We start from the raw sequence: 12,379 nt of genomic DNA on the forward strand, positions 1-12,379 counted from the left end.
GCGAACACTCATGGAATCCAGAGCCCTGCGCATCGCCCTGATCGGTGACTACGACCCGCAAGTCACCGCCCACCAAGCCATCCCCGTCGCCCTCGGGCTTGTGACGGAACACATCCGCCGACCAGTCGATTTCGAATGGCTGTCCACGGAGCAAATCCACCTCGATACGCCGCTCGAAGGCTTCGACGGTTTCTGGTGCGTTCCGGCCAGCCCTTACAAAAGTGAGGCTGGCGCGCTGCGAGCCATCCGCTTTGCCCGCGAACAGCAGCGCCCGTTCCTCGGCACCTGCGGCGGTTTTCAACATGCGGTGCTGGAGTTTTCCCGCCACGTACTGGGCTGGGACGATGCGGAGCATGGCGAAACCTCGCCCGATTCCAGCCGCGCGGTGCTCACGCCGCTGACCTGCTCGCTGGTGGAAGCGGTGGACAGCATCCATCTGGTGCCCGGTTCGTTGATCGTCAAGGCGTACGAAACGTCCGAGATCCGTGAAGGCTATCGCTGCCGTTTTGGTGTGAATCCGCAGTTCGAACGCGAATTGCTGACCCATGACCTACATGCCGTGGGCCACGATTCGGCAGGCGATCTACGCGCCATCGAGCTGAAAAACCATGTGTTCTTTGTCGCGACGTTGTTCCAGCCGGAACGTGCGGCGCTCAAAGGTCTATTGCCACCGCTGGTGCGGGCGTTTGTCGAAGCCTGCGCGGAGCAACGGGCATGATCGCCGAAACGCCAGAAGCGCCGTACTACGCGGTGATCTTCACCTCGACCCGTACCGAAGGTGATCAGGGATATGCCGAAGCTGCCGAGCGCATGTTTGAACTGGCGCGCGAGCAACCGGGATTTCTCGGCGTGGAGTCGGCCCGAGGGGCGGATGGGCTCGGGATCACGACATCCTATTGGAACAGTGAAGCAGCGATTCTGGCGTGGAAACACCATCCCGAGCACCAGGCGATTCGCGAGCGCGGACGTTCGACCTGGTACTCGGCATGTCATACGCGGGTGTGCAAAGTGGAGCGCGATTATCGATTCGGATAGTCAGCCCTTCACCAGACTGCGCACCGCCACAATCTCCGGCACTTCGCGCTTGCTCATGTAAACGCGCAACGGCTCGGTGATGTTGATCCGGTCATCGATGTGCTGATCGAGCAGCAACTGGATCAACTCGCGCTTGAGGGTCATGGTCTGTTCGGTGGCCGGTGCCCAGACGAATTCGCTGGCGGGAATGATGCCGTCATCGGCCACGTCCATGCCGAACGAGTCTTCGCTAAAACGCACGATGTATTGGCCAGTCTTGCGATTGAGGCCGACAAAACCCTTGAGGTCGTCGGCCGCCTGGCAGATGAGTTGGGATGTGATGCGCATGGTAAACCTCACAAGAGTGATCGAAGGTTTACACGCAGGGCATTGAGGCACACCCTCTGCCGGGGTGGTTGCCGAGGCCAAGCGTACTGCAAACAAACGCACAAAAGTGCGGAAATTTTCGCTTTCAGTACGTTTATGTCGGTCTTGCGATAGCACGTTTTCGTTTGAGTTGCTAAAAGGGACATCTTCGAAAATACCTGCGAAAGGACCTCGACATGCCCGCCACGTTTACCAAAAGCGCTCTGCTGCTGAGCCTGATACTCGGCCTCGGTCAGGCCCATGCTGCCAGCCAGCCAAACCCGGTTGCGCTCGCTGCCTCCGAGGGCATTCCGCACCCGGCGGTGATCGCCCACCGTGGCGCCTCCTTCGATGCACCGGAATCCACCGCAGCCTCCTACAAACTGGCCCGTGACCTCGGTGCCGATTACCTGGAAATGGACCTGCAGCGCAGCAAGGACGGCGTGCTGTTCGCCCTGCACGACAACAACCTGCAACGCACCACCGACGTCGCCAGCAAGTTCCCGGACCGCAAGGACAGCCCGGCCAACGCCTTCACCATGGCCGAACTGAAAACCCTGGATGCTGGCAGCTGGTACAACAAGGCCTACCCGGATCGCGCGCGTCCGTCCTACGCCGGCCTGAAGATTCTGACCCTGGACGAAATCATCGACATCGCCCAGGCCAACCCGCAGCACAAGCCGGGCCTGTACATCGAGACCAAGGAGCCGCAACTGTTCCCCGGCATCGAGCACGACCTGAAGGAAAAACTCCAGGCTCGCGGCCTGCTGATCCCGGCCGGCGCCAAGCAGCCAAAAGACGCCACCAGCGTCGGCGCGGGCAACGGTAAAGTGATCCTGCAAACCTTCGAGAAGAACAGCCTCGAACTGCTGCAAAAGGAAATGCCGCAGGTGCCGAAGATTCTGTTGCTGTGGGTTGGCGAAGGCAGCATCGAGCCGAAATCCAAAGTGACCTTTGCCGACTCCGGCGAGAAGGACAAGAACACGTTCTACGGCAAACAAGAGCCGAAATCCGAAGCTGAATTCAAGCAATGGGTCGACTACGCCAAGGCTCAGGGCGCCATCGGCACCGGTCCTTCGGCCAAGCTGACCCACGGTGGCGATCAGAGCTATTCGGACCTCGTGCAGCCATGGATGAACAAGTACACCCATGACAAAGGAATGCTGGTGCACGTCTACACCGTCGATGAGCCGGTGGACTACGAGAAAGTCATGGCTGCCGGCGTCGACGGCATCTTCACCAACCGTGCCAGCGAACTGCTGAAGTTCTACAAACGCCCGGCCGCCGCCAGTGTGGATCAGGTGTTGAAGAACAACGGTTTCTGATGCAACCGGACACCCCGTGGACAGGCCGCCTCTGGCTGGGGCACGACTATGGCCTGATCCACGGGATGTCGGGGCGCACTGCGCCCCACTCCCACTACGCTCACCAACTGATTCTTGCGCCTGACCGGCCGTTGACTGTTCTGGTCGAGGGTACACCCGTCACCACTTCCCGCCTGCTGATTACGTCCCAGACTCGTCATGCGATTGTCGAGGCGCCGGACCCTGTGTTCACCGTGTACGCCGAACCGCTGCGATTTGAGGCTCAGGCGTTGCGCGATCTGCTGTTCGACAATGAGTTGTCGCTGACGGCACTGAATCACGCCATTGGCCAATGCCCCCGCCGCGAGCTGAGCGATCCGCGAATCGAACGCGCCCTCGCCACTGTCGATGCCTCGCTGTCGAGTAAAGTTGCCGCCAGTGCCGTGGCCGATTCCGCCCACGTGTCCATGAGCCAGTTGCAACGGTTGTTCGTCAGCCAGGTCGGCCTGCCCGTGCGGCGACTGGTGTTGTGGCGCCGGTTGCGACTGGCGATGGCTTTAATAATCGCCGGCAGCCCGGTAACCGACGCCGCCCACGACGCCGGGTTTGCCGATTCCGCGCACTTTTCCCGCAGCCTGAAAAAACTCTTCGGCGTCACCGCCCGCCAAGCGTTGCAACACATCGAATTGCGTCTGCTGGACTGACTCAACGTCGCAGGCCGTCCGGCACTTTCGGTTCCTTGCCCAGCGTTGCCGGTTCGAACGGATCGAGCAACTGCGCCACATAGTCCCGTGGAAAGTCCGGACGACTGCCAATGCCCAGATCGCCCGCGCCGATCCGGTAATTCTCCGTGTAAAAACCGGTGCCCAGCAGCCAGTCCCAGAGGGTAAAGAACAGCCCGAAATTGACGTCACCGGCGCGCCCGTACTTCATGTGATGAAAACGGTGCAGCGGCGCCCAGGCGAAGATCCAGCGCATCGGGCCAACGCGCATGTCGAGGTTCGAATGCTGCAGCAACAGCTGGATCGCAATGGCGAATGCCAACAACACCGCGACCTCGGACGGAATGCCCAGCACCAGCAACGGCAGCAGCCCCGCCGTCGCCTCCAGCAATTGATGCAGCGGATGCTTCATCAAACCGTTGAACCCGTAGAGCCGTTCGACGCTGTGATGAATCGCGTGCAGCCGCCACATCCACGGCACGCGATGGCTGGCGTAGTGCATCAGGCTCACGCCCGCATCGGCAATGAAAATCGCCAGGCCGACTTGTAGCCACAGTGGCCAGCTCGACGGCCAAGCACCGTCAATCGCAATCAGCGTCACCAGCCCCGGCAATGCCAGCAGGCCGAGGGCGTTCAACGCTTCGTTGATCAACGCGTGGAGCATGTCGCGACGGCGATCGCCGGTCGGGCGGTTCCAGTTCATTTCATAAGGCAGCAGCCATTCGGCCGCGAACGACACCGCCAACGCCACAGCAAACAACGGCAACAACCACAGTAGCGAATGCCCCGCCAACCCAATCCCGCCGCCGATGAATCCAAGCCAGAACAACGGCGCATACAACCACGAAAAGATGCGTTTCATGTCCACCTCCATTAATCGAAGGCTGAGCATGAAAGTTGCCCGCGAACGGCGATTGAACAAACGACGCAAACACCCACGGCGTTTTTTAAGGGTGAATTAAGTTGCGGTGGCTAACCTGAACTCACTTGAACGAATCACCTAAAGGAATAACCGATGAAAACCCTGACTGCCCTGTTTACCGCTGCCGCCCTGACCCTCACCGCTGGCTTGGCCCAGGCTGACGTTCGCGTCGATCAGATCCCTGAGCTGGTCAAGTCCGGCAAGATCAAGCCGCTGGAAGAGCTGAACAAGATTGCCCTGGCCCTGCACCCGGGCGCGACCATCGTCGACACCGACCTGGACAACCATTTCAACGGCTATGAGTACGAAGTCGAGCTGCGTACTGCCGATGGCAAAGAATGGGACGTGGATCTGGATGCGGCAACCGGCAAGGTCCTGAGCAACAAGCAAGATCACTGATTGCACCGCAAGACAAAGCCGCACGATTTTCGGATCGTGCGGCTTTTTTGTGTCCGAAAGTTATGCCGAGGTACTGACCAGCGAACCCGACGTACTCGAATCAGATTGCTGCAACGCCGCCAACAAAGCCGCCGTCGCCGTCTGCAACGAAGCCGAAGTCGTCGCGATCTGCGATTGCGCAGCCGCAACATCCGCCGCTTTAGCGTCCTGACTTTCCTGCTTGGCCTGGGCCGCTTGCAGCGCCTGTTGCTGTTCCTGCAATTGCTTTTGCAGCTCGGCAATCTGCTTACGCAGTTCTTTCACCGTATCCGATTCATCGCTGCTGGAGCTGCTGTCCCCCGATGGTGCGGCACCGCCGCCCGCCGCCACTTTGCTGGTGTCGGCCTTCACACCGGTACTGGCCGCTGCTGTGGTCGAGGTGTCGTCGCCCGTGTCGGCAATCGAGGTTTTGCTGGTGGGTGTGGTGACGGTTTGATTGATCGAAACAGACGTGATGCTGACCATGGGAATTCTCCAATGACGGTTATGGATAACCGGCCATCGGCGGCGGCCTGCACGAATTGAGATCGACTGTGTACCGACTCGGTAACCGGGCCGGTACACAGTCACTGGCGGGTCAGACGCTCAGGCGAGCGGTGACGTCGTTCAGTTGGCCGGACAGGCCGTGCAGGTTCTGGCTGGCACTTTCGGTGCGCTGCACGTTGTCGAGGTTGGTGCTGGCAATCGACGTGATCTCGGTCAGGTTGCGCGAGATGTCTTCGGCCACCGACGTTTGCTCTTCGGCCGCCGTGGCGATCTGGCGGTTCATGTCGCGAATCGCTTCCACCGCATGGGTGATGCGCTCGAGCATGGCGCCGGCCTGGGTCACTTGCTCGACGCTTTCATCGCTGCGGGTCTGGCCGCTGTCGATGGCGTGGGCTGCATCCACCGCGCCGGTCTGCACGCTCTGGATGATCTGGTTGATCTCGATGATCGACTCCGCCGTACGCTGCGCGAGGTTACGCACCTCATCGGCCACCACCGCAAAACCACGCCCGGCTTCACCGGCCCGGGCCGCTTCGATGGCGGCGTTGAGCGCCAGCAGGTTGGTCTGCTCGGCGATCCCGCGAATCACTTCCAGCACCTTGCCGATGCGACCGCTGTCGGCTTCCAGACGACGGATCACTGTGGCGGTGTTGGCGATTTCGCCGCGCATCTGGGTGATGCTGTGGATGGTGCTCTGCATGACCTTTTCACCCTGCTGGGCGGACTGGTCGGCATCGTCGGCAGCACGCGCTGCATCGGCCGCATGACGGGCGACTTCCTGGGCGGTGGCGGACATTTCGTTCATCGCCGTGGCCACCTGATCGGTGCGGTTGAACTGCTCGTTGGTACCGCCGGCCATCACGGTGGCGATGGCGTTCAACTCGCCGCTGGCGCTGTCCAGATCCTTGGCGCTGCGCTGCAGGTGGTTGAAGGTTTCAGCGAGGAAGTCGCGCAGGGTGTTGGCGGCGGCGGCCAGGTTGCCCAACTCGTCCTGACGGCTGCTGGACACACGCTCGACCAGACGGCCCCTGCTCAACTGGGTGACGTAGTCGATGAGCTTGCGGATCGGCTCGACCAGGTTGCGGTTGACCAGCCACAGGCTCAGCAAACCGATCAACAGGCCGGATGCGAGCATCACCAGAATCCCCAGCAACACGGTGCGATCAGCACTGGCACTGATCAGCGCCGACTGTTCGGTGCCCTGCTTGCGCAGTTCGCCCACCAGTTCGCTCATCTGGTCGCTGGCGGCGCGGTCGACGCCTTTGACGGCGGTGTCGCCCGCGGTCGGATCGGCACCGGCAGCTACGTAGGCATCGCGACCTTTCTGGTAGGCGGCGCCGAGCAGACGGTGTTCTTCACGCAGGCGCTCGATACGGGTTTTCAGCGCAGGCTCAAGGCCTTTCTGATTGGCCAGCTCACCAAGGATATTCTGCACATCGCGCTGGCGATCTTCGAACTGGCCCCAGTACTTGGCCAAGTCTGCCGGTTGTTTGCCGCGCAGCAGGACGTTTTTCCACTCCTGCACCTGCACCTTGAATTGCAGGTTGGCTTCGTCGATCAGTTGCGACGTGTGCAAGGGGCCGGCAATCAACTGGCTGTAGTTCTGCACGCCGTTGGACAGGAAATGAAAGCAGGCCAGCGCGATCAACAGCATCGCCAACAGACTGCCGCTCAGCAGGGCGAGAATTTGCGCTCTCAGGGATTTTTGCAACATCGCAGGTACTCATGACAGGGATGAGGCACGTCCGGTAAGACGTGAATTGTGGCCGGACATCCGTGTCGGCGAACCTTGGCTCTTGGCCGAAGGCGCGCAACCTAACTCATGCGTGATCGGCGTGCCAGAGGGCTTCTTGAGAAAAATCCGACCGCCGGTAAGGCATTGATTCTGGCGTCATTTAGCTGTCACCAAAACGTCACACTGCATTGCAATGATGCGGCTCAGGTGAATCTGCAAATCCCGCGACAGACGCCCTCCTCCCAGCGAGACTTCATGAACCACAGCCTCGATATCAGCCATCGCGATCCAGACCTGTTCGGCTTGCTCTACGGTTTTCGTTTTCGTCCCGGCGAGCGTGGTCGCGAAGTCGACTCGGCGACTGCCCTGCGCTGCCTGCAAGACGACAGCGATGGCGATGAGTTTCTCTGGCTGCACCTGAACCTGGCGCACGCCGCGTGCGAGCGCTGGATGAAAAGTCATCTGCAATTACCCGAAGAGTTTTTCGAAGCGCTGCATGAAGGCTCGCGCTCGACCCGTATCGAGCATGTCGATTCGGCGTTGCTGGCGGTGGTCAACGACGTGGTGTTCAACCTCAGCAGCATGGTGTCGTCGGACGTGTCGACGCTGTGGGTCTGCGTGCGCAGCAAACTGATCGTCAGTGCGCGCCTGCAACCGCTGCACTCGGTGGACAAGCTGCGTTCGTCGGTGAAGGCCGGCGAGTGCTTTCGCTCGCCGTCGGAATTGCTCGTGCACTTGCTGCGCGACCAGGGCGAAGTGCTGACCCAGATCGTGCGCAAGACCAGCATGAGCGTCGATCAGGTCGAGGACGAGTTGCTGTCCTCGCGACTGTCGACCAACCGCGCCGAACTCGGCGCCAACCGTCGGGTGCTGGTGCGCCTGCAACGACTGCTGGCGCTGGAGCCGGGTTCGCTGCTGCGCCTGCTCAATCGACCGCCACCGTGGTTGCAGAAGGAAGACGTGAAGGAGCTGCGCAAATCCACCGAGGAGTTCGCGCTGATCATCAACGACCTCACGGCCCTCGGCGAGCGGATCAAGCTGTTGCAGGAAGAGATCGCCGCCAACCTCAACGAACAGAGCAACCGCACGCTGTTCACCCTGACCGTGGTGACGGTGCTGGCGCTGCCGATCAACATCATTGCCGGTTTCTTCGGCATGAACGTCGGCGGTGTGCCGCTGGCCACTGATCCGGAAGGGTTCTGGATTCTGGTGGCGCTGGTGGTGACGTTTACCGTGATTGCCGGGCGCTGGGCGTTTCGCAAGCGTGGTGACTATTAAGCAAGACCAGCGGCGCGGCTAATCCGCCAAACACTGATCTGTCGCAGTCTCTCTGTAATATTTAGCAACGATCATGGGCAACACTCCTTCCCCCCGCTCAGGATTGTCCTCCCATGGCTACTCCCTCCCTGACCGCCAGCCCGGCCTCCGCCCCCAGCGGCAGGCCGGCGCTCGACAAGAAAACCGGCCCCTTCACTTACGTGGTGTTCTTCGCCGTACTGGCCATGGGGATGCTGTTCACGGCCTACAGCCTGATGCACGACATGCACGAACTCGGCACGGTGGTCACCACCTGGACCCCGTTCCTGCTGCTCGGCGTGGCGCTGTTGATTGCGCTGGGTTTTGAGTTCGTCAACGGTTTCCACGACACCGCCAATGCCGTGGCCACGGTGATCTACACCCACTCGCTGCCACCGAATGTGGCCGTGGTGTGGTCGGGTTTCTTCAACTTCCTCGGCGTGTTGCTTTCGAGTGGCGCGGTGGCGTTCGGCATCATCGCCCTGCTGCCGGTCGAGCTGATTCTGCAAGTCGGCTCGTCCGCCGGTTTCGCGATGATCTTCGCCCTGCTGATCGCCGCGATTCTGTGGAACCTCGGCACCTGGTGGCTGGGCCTGCCGGCCTCGTCGTCGCACACGCTGATCGGTTCGATCATTGGTGTTGGCGTGGCGAATGCCCTGATGCACGGTCGCGACGGTACCAGCGGTGTGGACTGGGCCCAGGCCACCAAGATCGGTTACGCACTGCTGCTGTCGCCGCTGGTGGGTTTCGGTTGCGCGGCGCTGTTGCTGCTGGCATTGCGCGCGTTCGTGAAGAACCGCTCGCTGTACAAGGCCCCGGAAGGCAACACCCCGCCGCCGTGGTGGATTCGCGGTCTGCTGATCCTGACTTGCACCGGCGTGTCGTTTGCCCACGGTTCCAACGACGGCCAGAAAGGCATGGGCCTGATCATGCTGATCCTGGTTGGCACCCTGCCGATGGCTTATGCGCTGAACCGCACCATGCCGGCGGATCAGGCGTTGCAGTTCGCCGCCGTGGCTGAAGTCACCCAACAGGCGCTGGTAAAAAGCGCACCGCTGCCGGCCCCGGCCGATCCGCGTCCGGTGCTCTCGGATTACGTGCGCAGCAAGCAAGCCACGCCGCAGTTGGTCCCGGCCCTCGCCGCACTGACCGGGCACATCGGTGAAGAAGTCAAAGGCTACGGTTCGCTGTCGAAAGTCCCGGCCGAGGCCATGGGCAACGTGCGTAACGACATGTACCTGGCCAGCGAAACCATTCGCCTGATGGACAAGAACAAGGTCGGCACCTTCGACGCCGACACCACCAACAAACTGCAACTGTTCAAACAGCAGATCGACAATGCCACCCGGTTCATCCCGCTGTGGGTGAAGATCGCCGTGGCGATTGCGTTGGGGCTGGGCACCATGGTCGGCTGGAAGCGGATCGTGGTCACGGTCGGCGAGAAGATCGGCAAGACCCACCTGACTTACGCACAGGGCGCCTCGGCTGAAACCGTGGCGATGCTGACCATCGGCGCCGCCGACATGTTCGGCCTGCCGGTGTCGACCACCCATGTGTTGTCCTCAGGCGTGGCCGGGACCATGGTCGCCAACGGTGGCGGCCTGCAGATGAAGACCATCCGCAATCTGCTGATGGCGTGGGTGCTGACCTTGCCGGCAGCGATTCTGCTGTCGGGCAGCCTGTACTGGCTGTTCACCCAGATCTTCTGATCAACCGGAATCCCTGTGAGAGCCTTTGCCCCCACAGGGATTTGCGGCAGGAATCAGAGCGTCGAACGAATCAACTCCCCCAACCAGTCCATGAACACCCGCACCCGCAACGGCAAATGCCGCTGCCGGGCGTACAGCAGTGAAATGCCCATCGCCGGCGCGGTGTATTGCGGCAACACGGTCACCACCTCACCGGTGTCCAGATAGGTATTCATGCCGGTACGCGGTACCTGAATCAGACCAAATCCACCCAGGCACGCCGACTCGTACGCATCGGTGCTGTTGACCGTCACGCTGCCGGCCATCGGCAAGCGGTGAACCTGCCCGTCCTGCTCGTAGACAAACCCTTCCGAACGCGACCCCAGCACACCGACGTAATGCACCAGCCGATGCTGCGCCAGATCCTCCAGCGTCTGCGGCACACCGTAGCGCTGCAGATACGCGGGGCTGGCGCAGTTGATCATGCTGAAGTCACCCAGATGTCGCGCCACCACCGACTGATCGGGTTGCGCGCCGATGCGCACCACGCAATCGAAGCCCTCGGCGAGCAGGTCGACCCGGCGATCGGTGCTGCTGATTTCCAGTTCCAGGTTCGGATGACGGGCCATGAATTCCGGCAACTTCGGCATGATCAGCCGCCGCGACAGAATGTTCGGCATGTCGACCCGAATCCGCCCGGTCAGCGACGCTTCGTCCTGACGGAACAGGTTCTCGATTTCGTCCATGTGCGACAGCAGATCCTTGCTGCGCTCATATAACGCAAGGCCGTCCTGAGTCGCCTGGACCTTGCGCGTGGTGCGTTGCAGCAGACGCGTGCCGAGCAGGGTTTCCAGCGCCTGCACCTGCTCGGACACCGTCGAGCGCGGCAGCCCCAGACTCTCCCCCGCCATCGTAAAACTCGACAATTCGCTGACCCGGACGAAGGTGCGCAGCAGTTCCAGTTTGTTCATGGGCCACCCATTGATTGTTCGGACATACCGACCAGTGATTCCGGTTTCAGCGTGTTTATCACCTCACGGCGGATAAATAAACTGGGCCCCATCAACCGTCACTGCCCTCGAGGAAGACCCATGAATCGCAAAATCGCATTGATCACCGGTGCCAGCCGTGGCCTCGGCAAGAACGCCGCCCTGCACCTCGCCGCGCAAGGCGTGGACATCATCGGCACCTACAACAGCCGCGCCGATGAAGCGCAATCGCTGGTCGAGGAACTGAAAACACTCGGCGCCAACGCCGTGATGCTGCAACTGGATGTCGGCCGCAGCGAAGGCTTCGCCGATTTCGCCGTACGGGTCGGGCAAGCACTGCAACAGCTCGGGCAGTCGCGCTTCGATTTCCTGATCAACAACGCCGGGATTGGTGTGCATGCGTCCTTCGCCGAAACCACGCCGGAGCAGTTCGACCTGCTGATGAACGTGCAGTTGAAAGGGCCGTTCTTCCTGACTCAGCAATTGCTGCCGCTGATCAACGATGGCGGGCGGATCATCAACATCTCCAGCGGTCTGGCCCGTTTCACCCTGCCGGGTTATGCCGCCTACGCGGCGATGAAAGGTGCGATGGAAGTGCTGACCCGTTATCAGGCCAAGGAGCTAGGTGCGCGGCAGATCGCCGTGAATATCCTCGCACCGGGCGCCATCGAAACCGACTTCGGCGGTGGTGCGGTGCGCGACAATTCGGCGCTGAACGCCATGGTCGCCAGCAACACAGCCCTGGGCCGTGCCGGGCAGCCGGATGACATTGGCGGTGCACTGGCGCTGCTGCTGTCGCCGGGCGCGCAGTGGATCAACGGTCAGCGGATTGAAGCGTCGGGCGGGATGTTTCTCTAAACCCGGCAAAAATCCCGGACAAAAAAATCGCAGCCCTCGCAGGCTGCGATTTTTGTTTTCAGTTCTGGCAGACGCTGCGCATCACCAGCCGCTCGCGCACCACGTCATAACCCCAGTGATAGACGTAGGTGTACGGAAGGAAGAACAGCAGCACGCCAATGTCGAGCAGGAACGCCTGCCACAGGCTGACCGACAGCCACCAGGCAATCAGCGGCACGCCCATCACGATCAACCCGCCCTCGAACAGCAGCGCGTGCGCCACCCGTACCCAGGCGTTGTGGGCGATGTTCCAGCGTTTGAGCAGGCGGTCGAATAAGCCGTTGAACACCACGTTCCAGCCCAGGGCCAGCAACGCGATGGCCATGGTGACGGCGCCCATTTCGACCAGCGGTTTGCCCATGATCCACGCCAGCAATGGAGTACAGATCAGAATTGCCAGCAGTTCGAAACCGATGGCCTGGAAGATACGTTCAGTGATGGATTTGTTGGCAGTCATGGCCGAGTTCCTCTGTGAAGATGGTTGCCATGATCCAGCACCGCACCGATACTTCATAACCAATA

General features: G+C 61.2%; 14 protein-coding genes and 1 pseudogene. 8 read left to right on the forward strand and 7 right to left on the reverse strand.

What is annotated here, in order from left to right; all coding sequences use genetic code 11:
* The first annotated feature begins 10 nt into the window (after positions 1-10).
* Positions 11-718 (forward strand): CTP synthase C-terminal region-related (seleno)protein, encoded by a 708-nt coding sequence (locus IF199_RS22990; RefSeq protein ID WP_192558792.1) that lies wholly within the window; start codon positions 11-13, stop codon positions 716-718.
* Positions 715-1,035, forward strand: a complete 321-nt coding sequence (locus IF199_RS22995) for an antibiotic biosynthesis monooxygenase family protein (RefSeq protein ID WP_192558793.1) — start codon at positions 715-717, stop codon at positions 1,033-1,035. The genes IF199_RS22990 and IF199_RS22995 overlap by 4 nt, the downstream gene beginning before the upstream one ends.
* On the opposite strand, the gene IF199_RS23000 is transcribed toward IF199_RS22995, so the two are convergent.
* Positions 1,036-1,362 (reverse strand): DUF2025 family protein, encoded by a 327-nt coding sequence (locus IF199_RS23000; RefSeq protein ID WP_085730336.1) that lies wholly within the window; start codon positions 1,360-1,362, stop codon positions 1,036-1,038.
* A 215-nt stretch (positions 1,363-1,577) separates the two neighbouring features.
* On the opposite strand from IF199_RS23000, the gene IF199_RS23005 reads away from it, so the two are divergent.
* Together IF199_RS23005 and IF199_RS23010 are read left to right on the forward strand one after the other, a co-directional pair.
* Entirely contained in the window at positions 1,578-2,705 is a 1,128-nt protein-coding gene (locus tag IF199_RS23005) for a glycerophosphodiester phosphodiesterase (RefSeq protein WP_192558794.1), read from the forward strand.
* Positions 2,705-3,388 (forward strand): helix-turn-helix transcriptional regulator, encoded by a 684-nt coding sequence (locus IF199_RS23010; RefSeq protein ID WP_192558795.1) that lies wholly within the window; start codon positions 2,705-2,707, stop codon positions 3,386-3,388. The genes IF199_RS23005 and IF199_RS23010 overlap by 1 nt, the downstream gene beginning before the upstream one ends.
* Position 3,389: 1 nt before the next feature.
* Here IF199_RS23010 and IF199_RS23015 read toward each other — a convergent pair whose 3' ends face one another.
* Positions 3,390-4,268 (reverse strand): sterol desaturase family protein, encoded by an 879-nt coding sequence (locus IF199_RS23015; RefSeq protein WP_192558796.1) that lies wholly within the window; start codon positions 4,266-4,268, stop codon positions 3,390-3,392.
* A 153-nt stretch (positions 4,269-4,421) separates the two neighbouring features.
* Here IF199_RS23015 and IF199_RS23020 point away from each other — a divergent pair, with 153 nt between their 5' ends.
* Positions 4,422-4,727 (forward strand): PepSY domain-containing protein, encoded by a 306-nt coding sequence (locus IF199_RS23020; RefSeq protein ID WP_065259299.1) that lies wholly within the window; start codon positions 4,422-4,424, stop codon positions 4,725-4,727.
* Between the two features lie 60 nt (positions 4,728-4,787).
* Here the strand turns inward: IF199_RS23020 and IF199_RS23025 are convergent, their stop codons facing one another.
* From IF199_RS23025 to IF199_RS30655, 3 genes and pseudogenes are all read right to left on the reverse strand, one after another.
* Positions 4,788-5,231, reverse strand: coding sequence for a hypothetical protein (locus IF199_RS23025; protein WP_096818166.1), 444 nt, complete (start codon positions 5,229-5,231; stop codon positions 4,788-4,790).
* A 112-nt stretch (positions 5,232-5,343) separates the two neighbouring features.
* Positions 5,344-6,111, reverse strand: coding sequence for a methyl-accepting chemotaxis protein (locus IF199_RS30650; RefSeq protein ID WP_371859721.1), 768 nt, complete (start codon positions 6,109-6,111; stop codon positions 5,344-5,346).
* A gap of 165 nt (positions 6,112-6,276) precedes the next feature.
* Positions 6,277-6,966: pseudogene (locus IF199_RS30655) on the reverse strand (methyl-accepting chemotaxis protein); the annotation flags it as partial.
* 276 nt (positions 6,967-7,242) lie between these two features.
* Between IF199_RS30655 and IF199_RS23035 the strand changes: the two are divergent.
* Together IF199_RS23035 and IF199_RS23040 are read left to right on the forward strand one after the other, a co-directional pair.
* A complete protein-coding gene (locus IF199_RS23035) occupies positions 7,243-8,265 on the forward strand; it encodes a transporter (protein ID WP_025112871.1) in 1,023 nt (340 codons plus the stop codon).
* 113 nt (positions 8,266-8,378) lie between these two features.
* Positions 8,379-9,992: an inorganic phosphate transporter gene (locus tag IF199_RS23040; RefSeq protein WP_096818172.1), complete on the forward strand. Its 1,614-nt coding sequence runs from the start codon at positions 8,379-8,381 to the stop codon at positions 9,990-9,992.
* 53 nt (positions 9,993-10,045) lie between these two features.
* Here IF199_RS23040 and IF199_RS23045 read toward each other — a convergent pair whose 3' ends face one another.
* Positions 10,046-10,942 carry a LysR family transcriptional regulator gene (locus tag IF199_RS23045; protein ID WP_192558798.1) on the reverse strand — a complete coding sequence of 299 codons (897 nt, stop codon included), beginning with the start codon at positions 10,940-10,942 and terminating at the stop codon, positions 10,046-10,048.
* 120 nt (positions 10,943-11,062) lie between these two features.
* Here IF199_RS23045 and IF199_RS23050 point away from each other — a divergent pair, with 120 nt between their 5' ends.
* Positions 11,063-11,818: an SDR family NAD(P)-dependent oxidoreductase gene (locus tag IF199_RS23050; RefSeq protein ID WP_096818176.1), complete on the forward strand. Its 756-nt coding sequence runs from the start codon at positions 11,063-11,065 to the stop codon at positions 11,816-11,818.
* A gap of 58 nt (positions 11,819-11,876) precedes the next feature.
* Here IF199_RS23050 and IF199_RS23055 read toward each other — a convergent pair whose 3' ends face one another.
* On the reverse strand, positions 11,877-12,314 hold the full coding sequence (locus tag IF199_RS23055; RefSeq protein ID WP_192558799.1) for a multidrug/biocide efflux PACE transporter: 438 nt from the start codon (positions 12,312-12,314) through the stop codon (positions 11,877-11,879).
* Between the last annotated feature and the right edge of the window lie 65 nt (positions 12,315-12,379).

It is taken from the genome of Pseudomonas allokribbensis, assembly GCF_014863605.1.
GTDB classification, from domain to species: Bacteria; Pseudomonadota; Gammaproteobacteria; order Pseudomonadales; family Pseudomonadaceae; genus Aquipseudomonas; species Aquipseudomonas allokribbensis.